This is a genomic window from Actinomadura rugatobispora (assembly GCF_055379765.1).
In genome coordinates, this window is sequence record NZ_AP029191.1 from 9,188,529 (window position 1) to 9,213,385 (window position 24,857).

Below are 24,857 nucleotides of genomic sequence, written 5' to 3' on the forward strand. Positions count from 1 at the left end.
CCTCTCATGACGAAAGGAACACCGTGGACGCCCTGGGTGCGATGCGCCGCTATGTGTTTGGATTCGTGAACAGCCATGACTTCGATGTCTGCCGGCGACTCATGAGCGAGGACTACGTCCTGCACATGGGCAGGGACGTCGTCCGGGGCCGGGACGAGAACTACGTGCCCGCGGTACGGCATCAGATGGACCGATTCCCCAACCTGGGCTTCGCCCTGCACGACCTGGTGACGGACGGCGAGTGGACCGCGCTGCTCTTCAGCGAGCACGGAGCCGAAGCCGGTGACCCGCGACGCACGGCCTCATGGCTCGGCGTCAGCATCTACCGGTTCGACGGGCGGAGGCTGACCGAGTGCTGGGTCGAGCAGGACCATTACTCCCGCCGCCGTCAGGTCGCCGGCGAGGGGCAAGCCGTGCCCCCCATCGCCGTGGACCCCTGGTCGGCCGCGGTGATCGATCCCCGACCGGCGACCGCCGAGACCGTCACCGCCTGGATCGAGGGCCTGCGGGCCTGGCCGCCCGAGAGCCCGGACACGGCCATCCGGATCGATCCCGGCCCGTGGTCGGCCGAGCAACCACGGATGCGACTGCACGACAGCCGGATCGACCACATGGTGACCAGCGGTGATCGGGCCGCGTTCCACGCGACCGTCCGCGGTCGCTATCTCGGCGGCCTGCCCGGTTCGCAGACCGATGACCAGGTCGTCGAGGGACACCTCGCGGCCTTCGCGACGGTCGAGGACGGTCGGCTCGTCGCGCTGACCGGCGTCAGCAACCGGGTCGCCCTCCTGCGCCAGCTGCGAGGGCCGGCACGTGGCTGAGCGCCGGCGGGATGTGCGCGTGGGCCTCGGCCTGTGGTCCATGCGTTCGACGGTCTACGCCCCGTCACCGTGGCCACGGTTGTACGCGGACCTGCGCGACGACGCGCGGCTGGCCGAGGAACTCGGGTACGACACCCTCTGGGTGGCCGAACACCACTTCTGGTACGACGGCTGGTGTCCGCAGCCTCTCATCGCGGTCGCGTCGGCGCTCGCCGCGACCTCGTCGCTCCGGGTGGGAACGGCGATGCTGCTCCTGCCGCAACATGACGTGTCGGTGGTCAGCCGCGACGTCGGTACGCTGGTGGCCGCCTACGGCGACCGGCTCGACCTCGGGGTCGGGCTCGGCTACCGCGACGAGGAGTTCGACGGGGTGGGCGTTCGCCGCTCCGAACGCGGCCGCCGCATGGAGGCGGCGCTCACCACTCTTCTCAAAGACCATGCCGGTACCTGGTCCGGCCCTCCACCCGTCTACGTCGGAGGCCTGGCGGAGGCGGCGATCAGACGCGCCGGACGGCACGGTGCCGGCCTGCTGCTTCCGAACTCGCTCACCCCTGATGAGATCGACCTGCGCCGGACCCTCGCATCGCAGGAGGCGGCCGCGGCCGGCCTCACTCCCGGCCGGACAGGGATGCTGGTCGACGTATGGGTGACGAGTGACGGCACACAGGAGAGCAGGGACCGTGTGCTCGACCGGCTGGTGACCCACTACCGCGAGTACGCCGGAGCCTGGTTCCGTCTCCAGGGCAGTCCCGGCTTCACAAGGCCCGACCTGCTGGACAGGCAGTCGCGCCGAACCCGGCGAGCCGCCGTGGTGGGGGACCCGGAGCAGGTGACCGAGAGCCTCCTCGCACTGCGCGCCGCAGGTGTCGACACCTTTCTCATGCAGGTGCGCGGTGACTTCCCGCGGCCCGCCTACCGGCGGGTCATGAACGAGCTGGCGAACACGGTGATCCCTGAACTGCGGAAGGCATGACAGGGGCACACCCAAGGAGCTGAGGTCGATGAGGATCGGAGTCGTTCTGCCCACGGAGGCGGACCCGGACGAACGCACCCGCGCGGCCGCGATCGCCGACGACGTCGGGCTGGACATGGTGGTGATCGAAAGCAGCGAGGAGGCGGACGCCCTGCTGACGGTGTCGTCTCTGGCCGACACCGTCCGCTGGGCGCGGCTGGTCGCCGTCGTCCCCGTGGGCATGCATCCCGTTCACCTCGCGGAACGAATCGGCGTGGCCGACCAAGTACTCGGAGGACGGCTGACCGTCGTGCTGCGGTCGTCCGGAGACCGCGACGAGCTTTCCGAGACACTCGAAGTGCTGGACAAGGCGCTGGCCGCACGTCCGTTCCGTCATCGGGGCGCCCGATGGCGGGTTCCGGCCGACCTGCCGGAGAACGGCGACGCGAACTGGCAGCAGGTGCGTGTCACCCCGGCGCCGGTGCAGCCCCTGGTCCCGATCTGGTTGTCCGGAGAGGGTGCGGGCGATGTCGCCGCCGAGTTCGCGCTGTCGTATCTGCCCCCTGAGGACGTCGACGCCGGCCGGCTCGCATCGTGGTGGGCGGCCGTCGACCAGCGCTGGGGGCCCGCGGCGGCGCGGCTGTCCCGGCCGCTTCTCGCCCCTCCCCTCGAAGAAGGCTCGCCGCCCGACGTGGGAGAACAGGCGGAGCACGTTCTCCAGCAGCAAGCGGCGTGGGGCATGGACAGCGCTCTCCTGCGGTGGAACGTGGGCGTGCCGGAGGCCGCCGCGAGGTTGCGCGCGACCGTGCAGATCGGCGCGCTTCCCCCGGGGCTCCAGTCGTTCTGGGACGAGACGGTGTCGGCGGCCGGCCGGCAGGACGACTGGTAACCGGTCCGGTCACCAGAACCGCGCGTCCAGCGGGCCTCCGGCAGGGTGGTGCGGAGGAATCTACCAATCGTTTGAGAGAGGCGGCACGCCCATGGCCATCCGCGTGACAACACTCGGCGATCTTGTGGACGAGCAGGCAGAGCGGACGGACGGGGACGCCCTCGTCATCCGGGAAGACCGCCTCACGTACCCGGAGCTGGCCGCCGAGACCGACCGCTTCGCCGCCGGCCTGCACGCCCTCGGCATCAGGTACGGCGACAAGGTCGGCATCCTCATGCCGAACTCCCCGGACTACGTCGCGGCCCTCGTCGGCGCCGCGAAACTGGGCGCGGTCGCCGTCCCGATCAACGGCCGTTTCAAGGTGCACGAGCTGGCACACGTGATCAGCCACGCGGACCTGGCGCTGCTGGTCGTCTCCTCCGACCCGGATGGCGTGGACTACACCGCCCTGGTGAGCGAGGTCCTCCCCGGCCTTGCCGACGGCGAACCCGGCCGGCTGACGCTGCCGGAAGTACCCGCGCTACGAGTCGTCGTGGATCTTCAAGGGTCCATGCCCGGCTCGCTCGGCCGTCCGGAATTCGACGCGGCGGCGGCCTCGGTGACCCGCGAAGAGGTCAAGCTTCTCCAGCAGCGGGTGCGGGTGCGCGATGCGGCACTGCTCATGTACACCTCTGGCACGACGGCGCGGCCGAAGGGCTGCCTCCTCAGCCATGAGGCCGTGGTCAGGCAGGCCGAGGCCGTGGCCAGAACACGGTTCATGCTGACACCGGACGACGCCCTCTGGGATCCCCTGCCGATGTTCCACTGCGGTGGGATCGTCCCCATGCTCGGTTGCTTCTCCACCGGGGCGAAGTACTGTCACCCCGGGTTCTTCACGCCAGCCGAAACCCTGAAGAGCATCCAGACCGAGCGGTGCACCGTGCTCTACCCGGCCTTCGAGACGATCTGGCTGGCGGTCCTCGATCACCCGGACTTCCCGTCGACCGACCTGAGCGCGGTCCGCCTGATCCAGAACATCGCCACCCCCGAACGGCTCGCCCAGTTCGAGGCGAGGATGCCGCAGGCACGTCAGGTCTCGTCCTACGGCTCCACCGAGTGCGCCACCAACCTGACGCTCACCTTGCCCGACGATCCTTACGAGATCCGCATGCGGACGCTGGGACGGCCGGTCGGCGGCATGGAGATCAAGATCGTCGACCCGGAGTCACACCGAGATCTTCCCGAGGGCGCGATGGGCGAACTGTGCTTCCGCGGCTACTCGATGTTCGACGGGTACTACAAGGATCCGGAGCAGACCGCCGCCGCGATCGACGCGGAGGGCTGGTTCCACACCGGTGATCGCGCGATGCTCGTCGACGGCGGCAACCTCGTCTACGGGGGCCGCATCAAGGACATGCTCAAGGTCGGCGGCGAGAATGTCGCGGCGGTCGAGATCGAGGACTACCTCGTCAGCCATCCTGCGGTGGGCATCGCGCAGGTCGTCGGTGCGCCGGACGCGCGCTACCAGGAGGTGCCCGCCGCCTTCATCCAACCGGTGCCGGGCGCGAGTCTGACCGAGACCGAGATCGTGCGGTTCTGCCGCGGCTCGATCGCGTCCTACAAGATTCCCCGTTACGTGCGGTTCGTTACGGAATGGCCGATGTCCGGGACCAAGATCCAGAAGTTCGTCCTGCGCGACCGCATCACGAAGGAGCTCGAGGAGCTCGGCATCACCGAAGCCCCGACCGCATCCAAACTCGGCCGCTGACCGAAGCGTCGGCGGCCGGGCCACTCCAAGGAGATGTCCGACGGGACGCTGCAGCTGCGCAACGGCGGTCACGTCCTTCCGTACCTGGCGACCGGCAGCGCCGGAGTGGCGATCGTGGGCGACCGGTTCCTGCGTCACGCGGCGGACGACCGGCTCGCCAACGCCGTTCCGGCGCTCTGCCGCGCCAGCGCTACCGAGTTGTGCATCGGCAGCGGGCTGTTCAACGGAATGGCCGGCCTGATCTACACCCTTCGCCATATGGCGCCCCGACTGGACTGGTCCGACATGGACCAGCAGCTCGACCGGGGCGTCCAGGCGCTCAACCTGTTCTGCCTGGCGGATGAGCCCGGCCTCACCTTTCCCGGTGAGTAGAACCTGCGCGCGTCCGCGGATCTGGCAACCGGCCGCACCTGGAGATCGTGCCGTTCCTGACCGCCCCGTCGATGGAGAGGAGGTGACAACCAACGTCGGACTACGTGCTGGGCCTGCAGGGCATGGCCTCCTCGAAGGGCCTGTATGGAGTTCGGATCTTCATGTGGGCGGGCAGGCTCCGGATCCACAAGATGGTTCCGCGAAGATGGAGACCGGCCAGATGGCTTTCCGGGGTCTTGTCGAAGCGGAAGGCCAGGCCGCGCCACTCCTTGGTCTGGTTGGTTGGGTAGGCCGCGCGGCGAGGTACCTGTTCTGGGCAGGTCCTTTTCCGCACGGCCCCCTCCGAACCCGCCGTACGAGTTTCCCCGTAACGGGCTCTCCAGTAACCTATTTCGTGTCGCTTCAGGTTGGCTTTCCTGAGTGGATCGTGTCGTGGCAGGCAGTGCAGACCACCAGAGTCTTGCGCCGCTTTTTCGCCATGACCGCACGCCACTCAGCAGATGACCCTTCCCTGTCGAGGTCAGCGAGTTTTCGGATGTGGTGCACTCGCACGTCTTCCGATGTCCCGCATAGCTCGCATTTACCCTGCAAGAGCCGGGCAATCAGCTCTTTTCGGGGGTGAGGATTGGCCACTTGACGGTCCATGAGGACCGCCGCCTTCTGTCGCGTGAGTGAGATTCCGCCGAATCGCGCGACCAGTGGCTTCCCGCCTCCGCCGCGGAGGACGCTGGCTTCGAAGCACGTGCGAGGCCCGTATGGTGTCTCGACTTTGGCTTTGTAGCGGGCCGCCATCTTCGACACTGTGGAGCGGTGCTTCGCTGCCAATGTCTTGAGCAACGAGGTCTCCATGGCCCAACGCAGCCGATGTAGTCGGCATACGTTGCCGGCCAGTAGGTAGTACTGGACGATGCCCCGGTATTCGGCCCCGTAGACGTTGACGATGGTGTAGTCGTCCTCGTTGAGAAGTTGGGACCGGTGCGCGGGTTTTCCGCGACTGAAATATAGGGCTGCCTTCTCCCGGATCACCTTTGCTGGCACACGTAGAGCAATCGACCCGTTTGCGGTTCTGCGACCACGAGTTGCCTGCCTGTCATTGTGCTGCACGATGATCTCGTATCCGAGGAACGATGCCGCACCCTTACGAGCGTGGGTGATCAGAGTCTTCTCCGGCGAGAATTCCAACCTGAGGTCTTCACGAAGGAATAACGCGAGAAGCCGTTTGATCTCCTCGGCCTCGGATTTCGGCCCGATGAACCCGAGAAGGGTGTCGTCCGCGTACCGCACGTAGCGCAGCCTTCGGAAGCCTGGATCGTTTGGATCCACGCTCGGGATACTGCGCTGCCGCTTGCGAAGTGACCGGACTTCGGCCCGGTCGCCGCGCCTGCGGGCACGCGCGATCGCGTTGACCACCTCCAGGTAGGCAGGGTTCCGCACCCTGCTCCGCCCCCGGGTGTACTGCGGAATCAGAACCTTCTCGACGAAACTGTCCAGCCGATGCAGGTAGATGTTGGACAGAAGCGGAGAGAGCACGCCGCCCTGGGGTGCCCCACTGAGCGTGGCGCCCCAGGTCCAGTCCTCCATGTACCCGGCCTCAAGCATGTTGCGCACCAGCCGCAGAAACCGGCCATCGTGAATTTTCTCTGCCAACGTGTCGATGACGACTTGATGGTCGATCGATCCGAAGCAGTCAGAGATATCGCCTTCGATGAACCAGGTCGTCCCCGTCCAGGTGTTGCACACCTCCGTCAAAGCGGTGTGGCAACCTTTCGAGGCCGGAACCCGTGGGAGCGGTCGGAGAACTGCGGTTCGTAGTACGCCTCCAGAAGAAGACGCATCACTTCACCGACCAGTTTGTCTGTCCACGTCGGCAGTCCGAGAGGTCGAGACTTCCCGTTCTTTTTGGGAATGCTGACCCGCTTGACGGGACTGAATCGGTAGCGCTCGTGACGCATCGCATCGATGATGCGGCCGATCTTGTCCAGCGACATGCCGTCCACGGTTTCTTGCGTGGCTCCCGGCGTCATCGCCCCTTTGTTGGAGTAGATGCGTCCGTAAGCCACCAAGTACAACTGCGGGTTGAACATTTGTCGATACAGTTCGTTGCACGGCAGTTCTCGTCTGCCGCGCTCACGAAGGATGCCTAATACCGTGTCGGCGTTCTGCATTTCGCATACCTTCCGGTCTCGTTCGCACCCGGTCACCTGTGCCCCTTCGCCCTGCGAGCGGTTTTCCCGCTCTCCTTGGCAGGTCGTTACTCCTGCGACTACTACGGGCACTCCGTCGCCTTAGGGTTCGCACCCCGTAGGCGATCCCACGTTCGTCCTTGCTGTACGTCCTAGCGTGACGTAGGCGCCCCACTCATCTCCTTCAATGTCCTCACTGGACATCGCCCATGTCATCGAGGGTGTGTCGACCATGCATCAAAGCCGTCACAGGACATGGCATCGGTTTCAGTGGCCTTTCCGATGGATGCGAACTTTCATCGACTGGAGATTGGGGTTCAGGCAATCAAGCTTTCGCCATATCACGCGGGCCCCTCAGCGCACCGTCCCTGGCAACTGAGCCCGGTCACTGATTGTCTGGCATGCTCTGGTCCCCATCACCTTTTGGATCCAGGTGAGCCATCAGGCCCAGGAATCTCCCTCCAATTCCTCCCGGTTGAACCGGGGATACAGCAAGGCGCCTCGTGGCGCACATGCAGCGTTCGACGGTGTTGCGGTCGGTGTAGAGCGTGGCGTCGTGCTGGACAGGGCGGCCGCCACGGCGCCCCCTCTTCTTGCGGTTGGCGGCCTGATCCGCCTTCTGTGGGATCACCGCCTTGATACCGCGTCTGCGCAGGTAGGCGCGGTTGGCGCGGGAGGAGTAGGCCTTGTCGCCGGCGGCTGCGCCGGGCCGGGTGCGGGGCCGGCAGCATCTTGATCTTGTCCATGACGGGGATGAAGCGGGGGTTGTCGGCGGCCTGCCCGGGAGTCAGGATGATCGACAGCGGCCGGCAGCGCCGGTCGGCGGCCAGGTGGACCTTGCTGGTCAGCCCGCCCCGGGACCGGCCCAGTGCAGCCGCTTTCAGACGGGCCCGGCGGCGTCGGCGAACCGCGCGGCGCTGTTCTCGCTCGGGGGTCCGGCCCGTCCTGTGGCCCGTGCTCTATGGGGTCGTTCTGTTCCTGTGCCGCAGCCCCTTTTCCTCCGCCACGGCCTTCTCCAGGTCCGCCGGCAGCTCGGGGTCGACCGCCATCCCGGCGGCGTGGTGGTGCGCGCGGGCGACGGTGGAGTCCACACCGACCAGGCCGAGATCGACATCCCCGCGGGCCGCCGCCTCAGCGATCATCGCCTCCATCAGCGCCTGGAAGACCCCGGCGCGCGCCCACAACCGGAACCGGTCGTAGATCGTTGACCAGCCCCCGTAGTCCTCCGGAACGTCCCGCCAGGGGCTACCGGTCCGAAACCTCCACATCACCGCGTTGAAGTAGCTGCGCAGGTCAGGGATCGGCCCGGACACCCCCCAGCGGCAGATGCGGCTCGACCAGCTCCCACTCGGCATCGGTCAGATCACCACGCGTCATGCGACCGTGCTACCGCCCGCCACCACCCTGCGCAGAGCACGTAACCCGATTGTGGTGATCCGAACTACGAACAGGGCCTAGATGATCCTCGGTGAGCACTTGGTGCTCCTCGTCCTCGGTGCCGGCGTCGCGCGCGTGTCGGATCGCCTGGGTGGCCACGATCGCGGCGCGGAGCGTGGTGACTTTCACCGTGGTGAAGTCGGCAGCCGATGGTGGTGGGCGGCGAAGATCGGCCCGTCCCAACTCTGCTTCAGCCACCACTCGCCGGGTTCGTCATCGAAGGGTTGGACCTGGTCCTCGGTTGCCTCATGCGGCTCCTCGTAGAACGGCTCGTCGTAGAGCGGGCCCTCCGGATCGTGTGGCACCCACATCACGCCATCCTCGGCGGCCGTGCCGTGGTTCTCGATGACCGTCAGGAGCGAGTCGGCCGATAGCACCCGGCCCTTGCGGTCGGCCTCCTTGCTGGGCCAGGTATGCGCGACTACCGCTGCGAGGCCGTTGGTGAGGGCCTGGTCGAAGACGCCTTCGGCCCCAACGCTGAGCCGGTCGTGCTGCAGGGCGATGGCGCACAGGGTGTACTGCCGGGCGCGGCCGCGTTGTACGGCCTCGTGCGTCTCGTCCGGGTCCCGGTTGCCGGTCGGCTGGATCATGGTCACTTTCTCTTTGCTTCCTGATGCAGACCGAACTGCTCAACCGTCGGGCTGGAATATCCGCCTCGAACTCGCCAACGCGATCTTCGAATACATCGAAGGCTTCTACCACCGCACCCGCTGCCACTCCGCCCTCGAATGGAAGACGCCACAAGAGTTCGAACAACACCACCAGCTCCAGGCCACCGTCTCCTCGCGCACGTGACCGTAGAACTGGGGGAACATCAAAGGCACGGTCGTCCGGCTGGACATCGAGCACCTGCCCAGCGGCGCGATCCCCAAGCCGGTGTGGCTGTGGTGGTCGGGCACCGGCGCCACACCGGCCGACGTCGATCGTCTCTGGCAGGCGTTCTTGCGCCGTTTCGACATCGAGCACACCTTCCGCCTGCTCAAACAGACCACTTGGATGGATCTGCCCGAAGGTCCGCACCCCGCAGGCGGCCGACCGGTGGACCTGGATCGTGCCGGCCGCCTACACCCAGCTGCGCCTGGCCGTCCCCTGGCCGCCGACCTGCGCCGCCCCTGGGAACGCCCGGCACCACCACAGCGCCTGACCCCTGCCCGGGTCCGCCGCGGGTTTCGGCGCCTGCGCCCGCAACTGTCCTGTCCGGCCGGTGCACCCAAACCCTCCCGGCCCGGCCCAGGACGGCCCGCAGGCACCACGCCGGACGGGTTAAAGATCAAGCTAGGGCCTGTTCCAGAAGGGATCACAGCCGTTCATTGATGGCGGCGATGTGGATGGTGGCCTGGTAACGGACCGCGAGCTTGTCGAACCGGGCCGCGACCGCGCGGTGGCGTTTGAGGCGGTTGATGCCGTACTCCGCAGCGTGGCGGCTGCGGTGGTCAACCGGGTCGAAGGCGGGTGGACGGCCGCCGCGGGAGCGGGCGATGGCCATGCCCTCGCGGGTGCTGATCTTCAGCAGATCGGCTTCGAACACGGCGAGCATGTTGAAGAACATCTTCGACTCGGTTCGAGTTAGGCATCGCGCCGGAACCCGGTTGCCGCGGTGATGGCTGCGAGGCCGGCGAGGATACCGATGGCGGCGAATGCGGTTTGGAAGCCGTCGAGGCCGGTTCCCGCCACGAGGACCGTTGATACCGCGGCGACGCCTGCCGCACCGCCGATCTCGCTCACCGTCTCGATCAAACCCGAGGCGAGTCCCGATTCCGACTCGGTGACGCCGGACAGCGCGCCGATGTGCAGAGAGGGCACGCAGAGCCCGAAGCCGAGTCCGGCGAGCAGGAACGCCGGAAGCAGGTCGGTGAGATAGCCGGCGTCGGCGGGGACCCGCACAAGCCACACCATTCCACCGGCCAAGAGCAGCAAACCGGCTACCAGCAGGCGCCGTACGCCCACAGCGGCTGCGATGCCGCCCGCGGCGAACGGCGCGACGAAGACCGTCAGCGTCGTGGCCAGCCATGCCAGCCCCGTCTTCGTTGGCGAGTAGCCGAGTTCCTGCTGCATCAGCAGCGATGCGAGGAAGATGAACGAGAAGAACGCGCCGAACGCGAACAGGGCGGTGAGGTTGGCCGCGGCGAGTGTACGGTTCCGCAGCGCGCTGGCCGGCACGAGCGGGGCTGGTGAACGCGTCTCGATCCACACGAACACGGTCATCAGCGCGCCGGCCGCGAGGAACCACACCAGGGTCATGGCGGAGGTCCAGCCGTGGGTGGAGCCATGGTGGAGTGCGTAGACGAATGCCAGCAGTCCGCCGGTCACCGTGCCGGCTGCCGCGACGTCGGGTCGCTCGGAGCGGTCACCGGGCTTATCGGCCGCGAGGCAGGCGGCGGCGAGTGCGATGAGCACAAGGCCCGCGGGAACGTTGATGAAGAACGACCACCGCCAGCCCGGACCATCGGCCATGAGCCCGCTCGCGACAACGCCGGCCGTTCCGGCCACTCCGCCAACGGCTCCGAAGATGCCGAGAGCCCGATTGCGCTGCGGCCCTTCGCGGAAGGTGACGGCCAGCAGCGACAAGGCCGCCGGGGTGATGAGCGCGCCCCCCAGTCCCTGGAGCCCGCGCGCCGTGATCAGCAGGCCGGCGTTCTGCGCCACGCCCGCCAGCAGTGATGCGACAGTGAACAAGCCGAGGCCGGCGAGCAGGACGCGGCGCCGTCCCAGCAGGTCGGCCGTCCGGCCACCGGCGAGGAGGAATCCGCCGAGCAGGAGGCCGTACGCGACGACGACCCACTGCAAGCTGCCTTGGCCGACGCCGAGGTCTCGCTGCATTGAGGGCAGGGCCACGTTCACGATGGCGACGTCGAGGCCGACCATTGCCTGGGCGGCGCACACCAGTACCAGCACGAGCCCCTGACGTGGGCGTACCCGCTTGAGGACCGGCAGAGCCGCGGGGGTTTCGGTGACAGACATGGGTTCGGTGCTCCTTCAGCTCGCGGCGGCTCAGTAGTCGTACCTCGCGAAGGGCTGGCCGGCGCCGGTGTTGATCAGCTGCGGCAGGCTCTGGGTGATGTAGTAGGTCCACCCGCGCGAGCACGCCTCGAAGCAGGCGGACTCCTCCGCGGTGAGACCTTCGTGCGTGAAGTGCAGCGTCGTGCCCTGCCCATCGGCGGCGATATCGAAGACGACCTTGGTGCCGGTCCACTCGTCATGGTCGTCGATGAAGCTGAGGTAGGAGTCCACGACGTGCCAGACCACCCGCTGGCCGGGTACGACCTCGCTGACCTGGAACCGGGCGAAGCGGATGCCCTGCTTGGCTTCCTGGGCCGTCTCGCCGGCGTACGCGGTGTCGTCGGTGAAGACGAACTCATCGCCCGGGGCGGTGGAGTGACCGATGAGATTCTGGTTCCACCATCCGCGGACATTGGTGATGGCCTCGAAGACCTCTTCCGGCGTCCGGTCGACGGTCATGGTGGCGGTCAGGTACTCGGTGTTCGGCATCGTTCTCGCCTCTCTTCGCTGGGATCTTTGCCCCACCGACGAAGGAGGCCGCCCGGGATCGACACCGAACGAGAAGAAACTTCGAAAAACTGGGCCGCGATGGTCCTTATGCTGGTCAGAGCCCGGAAACGCGATCCTTCAGATAGCGGCGTTCGGCATCGGTCGGCGCCAGCTTCAGCGCCTCTTCGTACGACGTGGCGGCCTCGGCGAGGCGGCCGGCCCGGCGCAGGAGGTCGGCTCGTGTCGCGGGAAGCAGGTAGTAACCATCGAGCTTTCCGGACTCGGCGAGCTCGTCGACGAGAGCGAGTCCGGCGGAGATGCCGTCGGCCATCGCGATCGCCACGGCGCGGTTGAGATCCACCACGGGAGATGGCGCCAACCGCGCGAGCTCCGTGTAGAGGGCGGCGATCTGTGGCCAGTCGGTAGCCGCGGCATCGGACGCCGTGGCATGACAGGCGGCAATCGCTGCCTGCACCTGATAGGGCCCGGAGCGCCGCATGGCCAACGCTTCGTCAAGCGTCGCGACGCCTTCGGCGATCAGCGCGCGATCCCACCGGGATCGGTCCTGGTGCTCCAACGTGACCAGCACACCGTCGTCGGTGCGACTCGCGCGGCGGGCCTCGAGCAGCAGCATCAACGCCAACAGGCCACGCGTCTCGGGCTCCCGCGGCATCAGGCGGACGAGCACGCGGGCCAGGTGAATCCCCTCAGCCGCCAGGCCCCTGCGCCCGTCGTTCTCGTCATAGCCCTCGTTGAAGATCAGGTACAGCACCGCGAGTACGGCGGTCAGCCGTTGCGGCAAGAGCTCCGCCGGTGGAACCCGGTACGGTATCCCGGCCTCGACGATCTTGCGCTTGGCGCGTACCAGGCGTTGCGCCATCGCCGGCTCGGCGGTCAGGAACGCCTTGGCGATCTCACCCGTGGTCAACCCCGCCAACGTGCGCAACGTCAGGGCGACCCGGGCAGGGAACGGCAGCGCCGGATGGCAGCACGTGAAGATCAGCCGCAACCGCTCGTCAGGAATTTCCTCCGCCGACGGCACAATCGGATCACGCTCCAGCACAGCGACCTGCCGCACTTTCGCCGCCCCTATCGAGTCACGCCGCAGCCGATCAATCGCCCGGTGACGTGCCGTCGTCGTGAGCCACGCACCCGGCCGAGCTGGAACTCCATCGCGCGCCCACGTCGCCAGCGCGGCGGCGAACGCGTCCTGCGCGCAGTCCTCCGCCAGGTCCCAGTCTCCGGTCAGCCCGATCAGCGTGGCGACCACCTGGCCCCACTCGTCCCGATACGCCGCATCAACAGCGGCACGAACCGCCTCCGGCGCGGTCATTCCCACACGGGGCGGACTTCGATGCAGCCCCATCTCGCGTACGGATGCTTCGCCGCGAGCGCGATCGCCTCGTCCAGATCGGCACACTCGACGATGTCAACACCGCCGATGAAGTCCTTCGTCTCCGCGAACGGGCCATCGGACACCAGCGTCTCTCCGTCGCGGACGCGGACCGTCGTCGCATCCGCCACCGGACGCAGCCGCGCGCCCCCGAGGTCGCCTCCCAGCCGATCCACCTCCGCCGCATACGCCTGATACGCCGGGTCCGCCGCGATCTCCTCCATGGACGGCGACACCTTCTCATCGTCGCAGATCAGCAACACATACTTCATGACCCCACTATGGCCTAGCGTCGGGGCGCGGGGGACAGGAACCCCGATGGATCGGCGCCGCTCCGGTGCTCTGTAATCTCCGGACTCAGGAGGTTCAAGGCCTGTCCAGTTAACGGTGTATGTAGTACGACAACGACAGGTCGTAGCATCAGCGCCTGATTCAGCGTTGATCATGGTGTGATGGCGGATGTGGCGTTGGGGTGGTCGACGGGGTTCGAGGCGTCCGTGGGCCGGTTCGCCGGCCGGTTCCCGCGGGTGGAGGCACGTCGTCGCATGGCCTCCTGCGTGCGCGGACTGCTGAGCGAGACCGAGCGCAAGAACGGGTGGACGCTGGCGGAGGCCGCCGGCGAGCCCGGCCCGGTGGGTATGCAGGGCTGCTGAACTTCTATGCGTGGGACACCAGTGGTCTGCGCGACGATGTGCGTGACGTGGTGGTCGAATTCCTGGGTGACGCGCGGCAGGGCGTGCTGATCGTGGACGAGACCGGCTTTCTGAAGAAGGGCGCGAAATCGGCGGGTGTTGCCCGTCAATACTCCGGTACCGCGGGTCGGATCGAGAACTCTCAGATCGGCGTGTTCCTGGCGTGTGCCTCGCCCGAGGGGCGGGCGCTGATCGACCGCGAGTCGTACCTTCCCAAGGGATGGACCGGGGACCGTGAACGGTGCCGGGAGGCCGGTGTGCCCGACGAGGTGGCGTTCGCGACCAAGCCGGCCCTGGCGCAACAGATGATCGAACGGGTGGTGCTGGGCGATGTTCCGTTCGGGTGGGTGACCGCGGATGAGGCCTATGGGCAGGACGCCAAGTTCCGGCTGTGGCTGGAGGCGTGCGATATTCCGCACGTTGTGGCGGTTCCCAAGTCGGCGATGGTGGTGGCGATGAATTTGACCAAGGTGCGGAGCCACCACGTCATCGCCGACCTGCCAGAGGCGGCGTGGAAACGTCTGAACTGCGGTGATGGAGCGCGGGGCCACGAGTGTCGGACTGGGCGGCGACCGAGATCCGCCCCTTGCGGCGGACCGGCTGGGGCCATTGGCGCTGGCCCGTCGCAGCATCAGCGATCCTTCCGACCTGGCCTACTGCATCTGCTTCGCAGGCGCCGACACCCCGATCGAGGAATGCTTCCAGGCCACTAAGAACGAGACCGGACTGGACCACTACCAGGTCCGCGGATATCTGGCCTGGTATCGGCACATCACCCTGTCCATGGCCGCCGCCGCTTTCCTTGTCATCGTCCGCGACGCCGCCAAAAAGAGGGCTCGGACCACACGGCACAGCCCTCATTGATCGCATTGAGCCTGAACGAGATACGCCGACTGTTCAACCGCATTACCGCACCGATCACCCACACCCTCGAACACACCCCCCCATTGGTCGACCTGGCGGCGACATAGTCAGATGCGCCCAGGTCAGCCACTACAAGAGACGCTGCACATAACAACCTGTCGTTGTCGTATTAGAGCGTCTCTCATATGGAGTGAGGCTGGCCTGCGGCACAATCGGTGCTTGTGGCCTCTGATCTCGCGCGGCGGCTGGTGCCTGATGAGTTGTGGGAGCTTGCCGAGCCGTTGATCCCGAAGTTCGTGCCGCGTCGGCAGGGTGGTGGGACGGTGGGAGTCGATGATCGTGCGGTGTTCACGGCGATCGTGTACGTGCTGGCCAGCGGGTGCGCGTGGCGGCATCTGCCTGCGGAGTTCGGGGTGAGTGTGCCGACCGCGCATCGTCGCTTCACCGCCTGGACCAAGGCCGGGCTGTGGCCCCGGCTGCACCATGCGGTGCTGGACGAGCTGGGTGCGCGTGGGCAACTGGACTGGGCTTCGGCGATCGTGGACGCCGCCGCCGTCCGCGTGGAAAAGAGGGCACGCTGACCGGCCCGAATCCGGTCGATCGGGGCAAGAAGGGCAGCAAAGTGCACGTGTTGACCGATGCCGCCGGGCTGCCGCTGGTGGTCGCGGTCTCGGCGGCCAACGTGCACGACAGCCAGGTGCTCAAGCCGCTGCTGATGGCCTTACCCGCGCTGCGTTCACGGCGCGGACCGCGCCGGCGGCGGCCGGAGAAGGTCCGTGCCGACAAGGCCTACAACTCAGCCGAGTATCGGGCCTGGCTGCGTGAACGAGGGATCGTGCCCCGCATCGCCAGGGCCGGCGTCGAATCCAGCGAACGTCTGGGACGCCACCGCTGGAAGATCGAACGCACCCTGTCCTGGCTGTTCGGATACCGGCGGCTGACCGTCCGCTACGAACGCCACGGCCATCTGTTCAACGCATTCCTCGTCCTCGCCGCCACCCTTACCTGCTACAAGAGACTCGCCAGGTTGGCCACATGAGACACGCTCTTACAAGATCATTTTTCGCACTGAGCGGATACCCCCGCCTCAGACAGTCCGGTATCAATGCGGGGCCTGGGACGCCGATCAGTGTGATCCCCGGCAGTAGGAGTTAGCGGGACGCTTGCCCTTGTCGCCGGGCAGTGCGGCCTGGGTGAATCGATAAGCGATCCGCGCGGTCTCCTGGACGTACTGGTTGACCTGGGCCTGGGAAAGGCCGGAGTAGGCGGTCGTGGTGGTGAGCGCGATTTCCCGGCCAGGCAGGGTGATGACCCCCGAGTCGTGGGAGACGTCGGCGAGTTCACCGGTCTTGTTCGCCAGGTGCTCGCGCGGGATCACAGCCCCGTACTTGGTGTTGACGAGTTGGCCATGCATCAGGTCCAGGATGTAGTCGCTGGACGATCGGGACACCAGCGTTCCGTCCCACAACTCCACGATGAGTTCGGTGACCTCGCCGGCGGTGATGTAGTTCTCCTGCAGCGGCGGCGTGGCGGGGTGGATCATCTTGCGGCCCAGCCACAGGCTCTCGTAACCGGCGGCGGCCAGGAACGAGTTGACGACGCCGAACCCTCCGGCCACGTCGATCAGGACGTTCGTGGCGGTGTTATCGGAAACCTGCACCATCAGCCGCATCAGCTCGTCGACGGTGATGTCGAGCGGGAACTCGCGGTTGCGCAGGGTGCCCGAGCCGCCCACGATGTTGCTCGACCCCTCCGGAATGTGCACGGACGTGTTCAGATCGAGTGAACCGCGGTCGACCGTGTCCATCAGCGTGGCCAGCAGCCCCAGCTTGATGACGCTGGCGGCCTTGACCCGCTCGTCGCCGCCCACCTTCAGGCTCGCGCCGCAGTAGCGTCCGGACAGGTCGGTGGCCGCGACCGACAACGTGATCCCCGTGTCGGCGGCGGCGTCGACAACGGCCTCCAGGTTGCTGCGCAACCGCTGCCAGGCACCTTCCTGCGGCGGGTCGGCGGCGGCCGGTGCCGCGAAGGAGATGACGAGCGTCCCGGCGAGGGCGGCGACGGCGAGGCTGTGGCGCATGCGATTCCTGCTCTCGTGACGGAAATGTGAGGTCTACGAGGGCACTTCATCGCTTCGGGGTTACCGCCGTGTTTCCAGGGATGACCTGCTCAGTTTCACCATGTCCAGGCGATACGGAGGGGTCTCGCCGGGGGACGGGCCCTTGACGTCGCGACCGTGAACCGCACGCTTCCGGTCACGGTGTGACCGGCGCGGTCGGTGATGGTCACGGTGAGCTCGTGCTCACCCGCGCCCGGCCATGACAGCGGGATCGGGGCGCCCAAGGTGGAGTTCAAGGTCGTGCCGCTCGTCTGCCACGACACCAGCACTCCGCCGAGCCGGCTCAAACTGCCACGGTTCCATCCGCTCGGCCCGGCGACCAACCGTCGGCAACTCTCCTCAACGAGCCCAGAACGGCGGGAAGGAAGTCCGGCTCTAGGAACGGAGGAGCGCATGTCGCGTCGCGTCCCAGCGCTGGCCAACCGCCGGTACTGCCCTCAGGCTGAATCACACGTGGCCGCCTGTGCGTCCCACCAAGGGGTTCGAATGCGTGGCGCAGGGGGGGACGTGGGCAGGCGTCCGAGCTCGGTCGGCGGCAGTGCTGCGACGGCTGACCGTCTGCAGGGCGGTCGCCGACGGCCGTGCCCTGGATGCCGGCCGCCGCGGCGGCCATCTGGATCACCACGGCATGCCTGTTGGGCGCCGCCGATGCCGCCTGGCCCGGGACCGGCCGAGCACGGGTGCGCGTGGAGGCGGTGTGCACCGGCTTGACCGCCGGCGCCGGAGCAGGCGCCGCCATCGCCCTGCTGCCGGCCTTCCGCTGCCAGGTACACCAGGAATCCGACACCGTCCGGCCCTGGTTCCAGGGCGGTGCCCGGCCAGCGCGCAGCGCGTTCTTGATCGGTCTGTTTCTAGGGCTCCTCGTTGGCGCGAGGCGCTGGCCACGCGGGACACGGGCAATGAGCAGGCCATGTAGAGAATGGCGGCGGAGAAGTCGCCGATCCGGCGCGCCTACTTCAGGGACGCGACGACTTCGGCGCGTTCCTCCGGGGTCTGCTGGTCCCTGATCAGACACCAGCACTGCCGGGTCTGGTCATCACCGGGGGACGCCTCCTTGATCTGGGTGAGGCGTGCGCGCAGGTCGGCCCGGGTGGTGTGGTTGGTGACCTCGACAGTTCCCGCATCCCACAGCGCGCAGGCAGTCCATGTTCAGGGTCTCGATGGGACCATCCCCACGTGCGCGGGGAGCAGACTCGCTGACCTGGTGTCCTGCCGGTCCGTGGTGTCGAGCTGTTCACAAAGGACTGATCACTGTGAAGCCTGGGCGCAGCACCACGCCCGATGTTGTGGTGCGCCGCGAATTTCCTGCGGTGCCCGGGCGCGGAGAATGGCATCCACAGCCTTCTCGGACTATGAGGTTGGATGGGAACAGGTGTGGGCCGTCTGGGGCCTCGCCGGTCATGATGCGTCGGAGGAGGGCGGCGGCGCGGCCCATGTCTTCGGCGCGGATGGAGATGCTGGTGAGCGGGGGTTCCCACATGGCGGCGACTTCGACGTCGACGCCGCCGATGATGCGCATGTCCTGGGGTGGGCGGAGCCCGATTTCGCGCAGGGCTCGCATGAGGCCGAACGCGATCGCGTCGCTGTGACACAGGACGCCGTCGGGCATTTCGTGGCCTGTGGTGAGCAGGCGGGCAGCGATGTCGTGGCTTGCGGTGGCGTTGTTGGGGGTGGGCGGGCACCAGTACCTATGACACTCTCGACGGCGTTCGCGCCGCGATCCGCACCGCCCTCCGCGCCAGCGGCCGACCTCCTCAGCGGAATCAGGCTCGACTCCGGAGATCTGGACAGATATTCGTGGAGGAGGCCGCCGAGGCGATCGTGTCGGATGACCTTGGTCTCGGAGTCGGTGGGCTCGGGGAGCGCCCGCAGCGGGCATGCCTGGTTCAGGGTCCGGTGTGGGCGATGCTCGTTGAAGTGGGCTTCGTGCTCGGCCAGGACCTTGCGCAGGTGCGCGGCGTTGAGGATGAGCGTCCGATCGAGTACCTCGTGACGTACGCTGCCGACGCACCGTTCCATGATCGCGTTCATACGCGGTGCCTGCGGCGCCGTGAGCACGATGCGCATGCCTTCGGAGCGGAACACCTCGTCGAACATGCCGGTGAACCTACGGTCGCGGTCCCTGATCAAGAACTTGAACCCGCCGACGCGTTCACCCAGGTCGAGCATGAGGTTGCGGGGGTTGCTGCGTGATCCACGGTCGGGTCGGGTGCGCGGTGACGCCCAGGACATGAAGCCGGCGGGCGGCGTGCTCGACCACGGTGAGCCAGTACAGGCGAGTCAAGGTGATGGTCTCGACCGTGAAGAAGTCGCAGGCCAGCATCCTCTCTGCCTGCGAGCGCGGGAACTGACCCCGGGTCGGTCCGCTGCCGCGCGGTGCGGGGTCGATGTCGGTCTTCTTGAGGATCGCCCACACCGTCGCCGGGGCGATGCGACGGCCGAGCTTGGCTGGCTCTCCGGCGATGCGACGGTATCCCCGCGTCGGATTCTCGGCGGCCATCCGGACCACCGGATCCCGGATGGTCGGGGAGGCAGGGGGGCGTCTCGGCCGTCTGCGTTTGTAGGTCCAGCGTCGTTTCACCAGATCCGCGTGCCAGTGCGGCAGGGTGCCGGGCGTGATGAGCATTCCGGTGCGCCGCCGCGAGGGCAGCGGCCGGACCAATGCCGAGATCAGCGCACGGTCGGCCCAGGAGAAGCGAGGTCGGGGCGTCTGTCGTTGCAGCACCGCCAGTCGGTGGCGCGGCACGAGAATCTCACAACCCCGATGCTGAACGCTCCTGGTGACCATGTCCGGCGAACCGTGAAACCCCAGCTCAACCGCCATGGCCGAGTTTTCGGCACCGACAAGGCTGGGGACCGGAATCTTGCGAGGGACGGCACCCATCGTGAGCAGAGTTGACGGCGATTACGCCGCCGACTCGGACTTGCTGTTCCCCGGTCCGGGCCGGGGAACAGCAACGTCGTCCTCTTCTGTGTTGGAGGAGGGGCGACCTGTGCGGCTGCTGGTGAAGGAGCGTGTTCGACGAGGTTGATGGCTTCTGCGCGGTTTTCGCCGGATCGGCAGCCTCTGAGGCGGCCGAAGACTCAGCGGGCGGCTCGCGGGCAGGGGCTCGAGCGTTGCCGCCCGGGTGGGCCGCGGCCGCCGGGCTCGGTCCTTGCTGTGGGCGGTGGCATGATGGGCGTTCATTAGGGGGAGACGCCGACGCGGGGCCCATGGGAAACCGGGTGCGGATCGTGCCCTTCTTGACGTTCACTGGATCGCCGAATCCAGTGGGCGTCAACTCATGAGGCCTAGTGTTCGCGCGGGAGTTGAATCATCATGGGCTGATTGGGGCGATGTACATGGTCTCCGAGCTGGTCGCGGCAGGTCTGCCCTACGCCCTCGGCGTCGTCATGCTGGGCCTGGGCCTCGGGTTGACCGTTGATGACTTTCTGCGGGTGGGGCGCCATCCGCGCGCGGCCGCTGCCGCGCTGTTGTGCCAGATCGTCGTCCTGCCGGTGATCTGCTTCGGCCTGGTCCTGGCGTTCCGGCTTCCTCCCGAACTGGCGGTGGGTCTGATGCTGGTGGCCGCGTCGCCGGGCGGCCCCACGGCGAACCTGTACAGCCATCTGTTCGGCGGGCACGTCGCGCTGAACGTCACGCTCACCGCGATCAACTCGGTGCTGGTCGTGATCACCTTGCCGATTGTGGTCAACCTGTCGACGGCGTACTTCCTGGCCGGCGGCGCCGAGGTCGGGCTCCAGACCGGCAAGGTGATCCAGGTTCTGACGATCGTGCTCGTGCCGGTCGCGATCGGGATGCTCGTGCGCGCGCGGGCTCCCCGGGTGGCGCGATGGCTGGACCGCCCGGCGCGGGTGCTGTCCATCCTGGTCCTGGTCGTGGTCATCTCCACGGTCCTGTACGGCCAGCGGAACGGCCTCGCCGATTCCTTCGGTTCGGTCGGCCCGGCCGTGCTGGCCTTCAACGTCGTGAGCCTGCTGGTCGGCTATGGTGTGCCCCGCTTCGTCGGAGCCGGTCACCGGGACGCCGCCGCGGCCGGGTTCGAGATCGGCATTCACAACACCGGCTTCGCCATGACGATCGCGCTCGGCCCGACGCTGTTGAACAACGCGGAGATGGCTCTCCCGGCCGTGGTCTACGGCATTGTCATGTTCTTCACAGCGGCCGGGTTCGGACGTCTGATCACGCGCCGTGATGTCCGCGAGCCCGTTCTTGTCGGGCGCACTCCGGTGGAGGAAGCCGGCTGACCCCCTCGGACGATCACTCGCCGTACGGCTGACCCGGCCGTACGGTCAGGCTGGACCCGGTTGTGACGGTCGGCCCATAATGAGTGATCTGTCGTCCATCCGGGGGTCGAACGGCGTGGTCGTGCCCAACCCACCGATCCGAGCCCACGTTGATGCGTCGTCGGGGGCCGGTCCGGTGCGGCTGCGGATCCTCGGCCCGCTGCGCGTATGGCGCGACGGAGCCGAGCAGGACGTCGGCCCACGGCAACAGGCCTATCTGCTGGCGCTGCTCCTCGCCGGCGTCGGCCAGCCGGTCACGACGAGTGAACTGATCGATCTGATCTGGGGTGACGACCCGCCCGCCAGCGCGCTCAACGTCATCCACAAGTACGTCGGCGGCCTGCGCCGTCTGCTCGAACCCGCGATCGGCGCCCGGGGAACCAGCTCCTACCTGCAGCGCAGGGGCAACGCGTATGTGCTCAGCGCCGGTCCCGGCGCCCTGGATCTGGTCGCTTTCAGAGAACTCCTCAAGGCCGCGGCGGCGAGCCTGGCCCACGGGCAGGACGAGCGGGCGCTCGACCACTACGTCGAGGCGCTCGGACTCTGGCGGGGGCCTGCGGGGGACGGATTCGCCCACGCAACGGCCGCGATGGCAGTCTTCTCGGCCATCGACGAGGAGTTCTTTTCGGCCTGCACCGCCGCCGCGGATCTGGCCGTGTCGCTGGGCCGACCGGACCGAGTGCTCCCCGCGCTGCACCTTGCCGCGCGGATGGAGCCGTTCCACGAACCCGTCCAGGCCGCACTCGTCTCGACGCTCGGCGCGGCGGGCCGTCAGGCCGAGGCGCTGTCGGCCTTCGGCGCGTTCCGGGACCGCCTCAGCGAGGAACTCGGCATCGAACCGGGTCCGGCGCTGCGAGCCGCGCACCTGCGCGTGCTCACACAGGCCTCGACGTCCTCCCCGGCGATGAACCGGGCTCCCGAGAGCGGAGGTTCCGGTCTGGTCGGGCGGACCGAGGAGCTCGCGGTGCTGCGGCAGGCCGTGCAGGACGCCCTGAACGGCCGTACCGGGCTCGGCATCGTCGAAGGCGAACCGGGTGTCGGCAAGAGCAGCCTCCTGGAGGAGGCCGCCGCCGACGCCGGACGGCGCGGCGCGCTCGTCGTCTGGGCCGCGTGTCTGGAAGGCGACGGAGCGCCCGCGATGTGGCCGTGGGAACAGACGCTCACCCTCGTGCTCGACATCCTGCCGGCGCAGGCACGCGAGAAGTGGAGGAGCAGCGATCTCGGCGTCCTGCTGGGCTCACCCGACGGCACCCCGCCCGTGCTCACCGGCAGCCGCGGTCAGTTCCGCCTGTTCGAGCAGGTCGTCGGCGTCATCGGTCAGGCCGCCGCCCAGCAGCCTCTGCTGCTCATCGTCGATGACCTCCAGTGGGCCGACGCCACCTCGCTCCAGCTGTTCGGCCATCTGGCCGGCCGTTTGCCGGCCCGTTCCGCGATGATCGGCTCGCTCCGCGACCGGGCGCCCGTACCGGGCTCCGACCTCTCCCGGGTCCTGGCGGCCGTCAGCCGGCTGCCCGGCCACCGCAGGATCGGGCTCGGCCCGCTCGGCCCGGACGACGTCGCCGAGCTGATCCGCCGCGAGACCGGCCGTGAACCGGACGCGGACGTCGCCCGCGACATCCATGCCCGTACCGCCGGCAACCCGTTCTTCGTCCGCGAACTGTCACGGCTTCTCCACGACGACGGCGGCGGGCTCGGCGATGGCACGTCCCGGATCGGGGTGCCGTCCACGGTCCGCGACGTCGTTCGCGATCGGATGGCCGACCTCGACCCCGACGCGGGTGAGCTGCTGCGGATCGCCGCGCTCATCGGCCGCGACGCCGAGCTCCGGCTGCTCGCGAGCGTGGCCGGGATCGACGTCGCGACATGCCTCGAACTCCTCGATCCGTTGCGTGCGCTCGGCATGCTGGAGCCGAGGCCGGATGACCCGTTCTCCTTGCGCTTCTCGCACGACCTGGTCCGCGAGTCCGTCACCGAGACGATGGCGCACCAGCAGGCCATCAGGCTGCACCTGCGCATCGCGGACGCGCTCGAGGACGGCGACGTCGACGATGAGGCCGTCACCGAACGGCTCGCCCACCACCTGGGAGCGGCGGGTCCTCTCGCCGACCCGGTCCGCGCGGCGGAGGCGATGAAGCGTGCGGGCCGGCGGGCGACGGCCAAGTTCGCCTTCGCCGCCGCCGACCGGTACCTGCAGGAGGCCGCCCAGATCGCCCGGACGGCGGGGCTCCCGGAACTGGAGCTGTCGGCGCTCTCGCTGCTCGCCATCGCCCCGCGGCGGCAGGCCGGATACGGCGGGACGACGTTCGACCTGCTGGAGCGGGCGGAACAGCTGGCCCGCCGGCTCGGCCGGGACGCCGAGGCCGCGGGCCTCCTGTTCGCCCGCCTCTTCGGGGCCTACACCTTCTTGGAGTGGAACCGGGAGGACCTGGTCCGCCGGCTGTCCGAGCAGGGCAGGGCGTCCAGCGATCCGGTCGTCCAGGTGTACGGTCGGCAGGCCCTGGGCCTGCACCAGTGGGACGTCGGCGACATCGGCGCGGCCTACCGGTCCTTCGGCGACAACGACCGCGCCATCCGCGAGGGGGCGGCTTCCCCCGAGCGGGACGACACCCCGATCCGGCGCGACGTCTCGGGCGAGTGGCCGGGTTGGCAAGCCGTCGTGACCGCGCTGCACGGCGACGTCGAAGCCGCCGCCGCCATGATCGACAGATGGAACGGCCCGGCCGACGGGTATGCCGTCGCGACGTGGGCCTACTACATGACCATGATCGCTTCCATGGCGGGTGATGCCGCCTGGGTGATCCGGGTGGTCGACCGATGGATCGCCGTGGGCACCGGCCGCCTCGCCATCCAGCAGGAGCACTATGTCAGGCTGGACTGGTACTGGGCGCGTGCCCTCACCGGCGACGACCCGATCGGGATCTCGGAGGAGGCCGAACTGCTCCTGGCCTCGACCCTGACCGACCCGCCGCGCTTCGGCATCGCTTACCACCTCGCGCTGATCGCCGAGATGTGGCTGGCCGCCGGCGTGCCGGACCGGGCCGAGAACGCCCTCGACCGGGCGGACCGGGCTCTGGAGGCCCACGGCCAGCGCTACGCGGAGGGCCTGGTCCGGCTGCTGCGGGCACGCCTGCTCCAGGCCCGCGGCGAACCCGTCCACGTGGTGAGGGCCGCCACCGAAGCCGCCCGCGACTGGTCGGCCGAGCACGAGACCCACCTCTTCGCCCGGCGCGCCCAGGAACTCCTGGACGGTCTCGACCCGGTTCCTGGCCGTCTCACCACGGCGGCGGCTTCGGCGCCCAGCGAGAACCACGGGTAGCGAACAGGACGGCGCGGCCGGCACGATCAGGGCGGCCTGAGGTCAGATCCCGGGTCGGGACGGCCGGTACACCGCCCAGGCATGGAAGCCCAGCCCGACGCCCCAGCCGATCATCGACCACAGCGGCCAGAAGAAGTGTTCCGGGGTGACGAGCCACCACACCACGATCTGGGCCGCGACGCCCACGACGTAGGCGATGAAGTCGGCCCGGAAGCCCCATTTCTGAGCGTTCTTGCTCGGCGTTCGCATGCCCGCAGGTTCCGTGGTTCGCATGGCCCGCACGCTAGGGAACGGCA

General features: G+C 68.1%; 20 protein-coding genes and 4 pseudogenes. 10 read left to right on the plus strand and 14 right to left on the minus strand.

Going from position 1 to position 24,857, the window contains the following annotated elements; genetic code table 11:
• The first annotated feature begins 41 nt into the window (after positions 1-41).
• The 5 genes from ACZ466_RS41395 to ACZ466_RS41415 all read left to right on the plus strand — a co-directional run bounded on the left by ACZ466_RS41395 (position 42) and on the right by ACZ466_RS41415 (position 4,781).
• Entirely contained in the window at positions 42-821 is a 780-nt protein-coding gene (locus ACZ466_RS41395; RefSeq protein ID WP_378284184.1) for an ester cyclase, read from the plus strand.
• A 79-nt stretch (positions 822-900) separates the two neighbouring features.
• A complete protein-coding gene (locus ACZ466_RS41400; RefSeq protein ID WP_378284122.1) occupies positions 901-1,794 on the plus strand; it encodes an LLM class flavin-dependent oxidoreductase in 894 nt (297 codons plus the stop codon).
• A gap of 28 nt (positions 1,795-1,822) precedes the next feature.
• Positions 1,823-2,662, plus strand: coding sequence for an LLM class flavin-dependent oxidoreductase (locus ACZ466_RS41405; protein WP_378284121.1), 840 nt, complete (start codon positions 1,823-1,825; stop codon positions 2,660-2,662).
• Positions 2,663-2,753: 91 nt separating this feature from the next.
• Positions 2,754-4,409, plus strand: coding sequence for an AMP-binding protein (locus ACZ466_RS41410; RefSeq protein ID WP_378284120.1), 1,656 nt, complete (start codon positions 2,754-2,756; stop codon positions 4,407-4,409).
• Between the two features lie 33 nt (positions 4,410-4,442).
• A complete protein-coding gene (locus tag ACZ466_RS41415) occupies positions 4,443-4,781 on the plus strand; it encodes a glycoside hydrolase family protein (RefSeq protein WP_378284119.1) in 339 nt (112 codons plus the stop codon).
• Between the two features lie 402 nt (positions 4,782-5,183).
• Here the strand turns inward: ACZ466_RS41415 and ACZ466_RS41420 are convergent, their stop codons facing one another.
• The 4 genes and pseudogenes from ACZ466_RS41420 to ACZ466_RS41435 form a co-directional block, all read right to left on the minus strand.
• Positions 5,184-6,521: a reverse transcriptase/maturase family protein gene (locus tag ACZ466_RS41420; protein ID WP_378284118.1), complete on the minus strand. Its 1,338-nt coding sequence runs from the start codon at positions 6,519-6,521 to the stop codon at positions 5,184-5,186.
• A 5-nt stretch (positions 6,522-6,526) separates the two neighbouring features.
• Positions 6,527-6,946 (minus strand): hypothetical protein, encoded by a 420-nt coding sequence (locus tag ACZ466_RS41425; RefSeq protein WP_378284117.1) that lies wholly within the window; start codon positions 6,944-6,946, stop codon positions 6,527-6,529.
• A gap of 535 nt (positions 6,947-7,481) precedes the next feature.
• Positions 7,482-8,341, minus strand: a pseudogene (locus ACZ466_RS41430) (transposase); the annotation flags it as partial.
• A 185-nt stretch (positions 8,342-8,526) separates the two neighbouring features.
• Positions 8,527-8,991 carry a hypothetical protein gene (locus ACZ466_RS41435; protein WP_378284116.1) on the minus strand — a complete coding sequence of 155 codons (465 nt, stop codon included), beginning with the start codon at positions 8,989-8,991 and terminating at the stop codon, positions 8,527-8,529.
• Between the two features lie 23 nt (positions 8,992-9,014).
• On the opposite strand from ACZ466_RS41435, the pseudogene ACZ466_RS41440 reads away from it, so the two are divergent.
• Positions 9,015-9,196, plus strand: a pseudogene (locus tag ACZ466_RS41440) (hypothetical protein); the annotation flags it as partial.
• 502 nt (positions 9,197-9,698) lie between these two features.
• Here the strand turns inward: ACZ466_RS41440 and ACZ466_RS41445 are convergent.
• The 5 genes from ACZ466_RS41445 to ACZ466_RS41465 all read right to left on the minus strand — a co-directional run bounded on the left by ACZ466_RS41445 (position 9,699) and on the right by ACZ466_RS41465 (position 13,555).
• Positions 9,699-9,938 carry a hypothetical protein gene (locus ACZ466_RS41445; RefSeq protein ID WP_464041883.1) on the minus strand — a complete coding sequence of 80 codons (240 nt, stop codon included), beginning with the start codon at positions 9,936-9,938 and terminating at the stop codon, positions 9,699-9,701.
• A gap of 29 nt (positions 9,939-9,967) precedes the next feature.
• Entirely contained in the window at positions 9,968-11,362 is a 1,395-nt protein-coding gene (locus tag ACZ466_RS41450) for an MFS transporter (protein ID WP_378284114.1), read from the minus strand.
• Positions 11,363-11,392: 30 nt separating this feature from the next.
• Positions 11,393-11,890, minus strand: a complete 498-nt coding sequence (locus ACZ466_RS41455) for an SRPBCC family protein (protein WP_378284113.1) — start codon at positions 11,888-11,890, stop codon at positions 11,393-11,395.
• 115 nt (positions 11,891-12,005) lie between these two features.
• Positions 12,006-13,223, minus strand: coding sequence for an RNA polymerase sigma factor (locus ACZ466_RS41460; RefSeq protein ID WP_378284112.1), 1,218 nt, complete (start codon positions 13,221-13,223; stop codon positions 12,006-12,008).
• Positions 13,220-13,555 (minus strand): YciI family protein, encoded by a 336-nt coding sequence (locus ACZ466_RS41465; protein WP_378284111.1) that lies wholly within the window; start codon positions 13,553-13,555, stop codon positions 13,220-13,222. The genes ACZ466_RS41460 and ACZ466_RS41465 overlap by 4 nt, the downstream gene beginning before the upstream one ends.
• Before the next feature lie 180 nt (positions 13,556-13,735).
• Between ACZ466_RS41465 and ACZ466_RS41470 the strand changes: the two are divergent.
• Positions 13,736-14,839, plus strand: a pseudogene (locus ACZ466_RS41470) (IS701 family transposase).
• Positions 14,840-15,060: 221 nt separating this feature from the next.
• A protein-coding gene (locus tag ACZ466_RS41475; protein ID WP_378284110.1) for an IS5 family transposase occupies positions 15,061-15,878 on the plus strand; the annotation gives its coding sequence in 2 pieces (ribosomal slippage) (positions 15,061-15,408 and positions 15,411-15,878; 816 coding nt in all).
• Between the two features lie 87 nt (positions 15,879-15,965).
• Here the strand turns inward: ACZ466_RS41475 and ACZ466_RS41480 are convergent.
• From ACZ466_RS41480 to ACZ466_RS41495, 4 genes and pseudogenes are all read right to left on the minus strand, one after another.
• Entirely contained in the window at positions 15,966-16,919 is a 954-nt protein-coding gene (locus ACZ466_RS41480) for a serine hydrolase (RefSeq protein ID WP_378284109.1), read from the minus strand.
• A gap of 1,273 nt (positions 16,920-18,192) precedes the next feature.
• Positions 18,193-18,837, minus strand: coding sequence for a substrate-binding domain-containing protein (locus ACZ466_RS41485; protein ID WP_378284183.1), 645 nt, complete (start codon positions 18,835-18,837; stop codon positions 18,193-18,195).
• Positions 18,838-18,890: 53 nt separating this feature from the next.
• Positions 18,891-19,190: pseudogene (locus ACZ466_RS41490) on the minus strand (integrase core domain-containing protein); the annotation flags it as partial.
• Complete coding sequence (locus ACZ466_RS41495) at positions 19,111-19,842, minus strand: hypothetical protein (RefSeq protein WP_378284108.1); 732 nt, start codon at positions 19,840-19,842, stop codon at positions 19,111-19,113. The pseudogene ACZ466_RS41490 and the gene ACZ466_RS41495, both read right to left, overlap by 80 nt.
• A gap of 458 nt (positions 19,843-20,300) precedes the next feature.
• Here ACZ466_RS41495 and ACZ466_RS41500 point away from each other — a divergent pair, with 458 nt between their 5' ends.
• Entirely contained in the window at positions 20,301-21,206 is a 906-nt protein-coding gene (locus tag ACZ466_RS41500) for a bile acid:sodium symporter family protein (RefSeq protein WP_378284107.1), read from the plus strand.
• Between the two features lie 175 nt (positions 21,207-21,381).
• Positions 21,382-24,561, plus strand: a complete 3,180-nt coding sequence (locus ACZ466_RS41505) for a BTAD domain-containing putative transcriptional regulator (protein ID WP_378284106.1) — start codon at positions 21,382-21,384, stop codon at positions 24,559-24,561.
• A 42-nt stretch (positions 24,562-24,603) separates the two neighbouring features.
• Here the strand turns inward: ACZ466_RS41505 and ACZ466_RS41510 are convergent, their stop codons facing one another.
• Positions 24,604-24,810: a 2TM domain-containing protein gene (locus ACZ466_RS41510; protein ID WP_464041884.1), complete on the minus strand. Its 207-nt coding sequence runs from the start codon at positions 24,808-24,810 to the stop codon at positions 24,604-24,606.
• Positions 24,811-24,857: the final 47 nt, after the last annotated feature.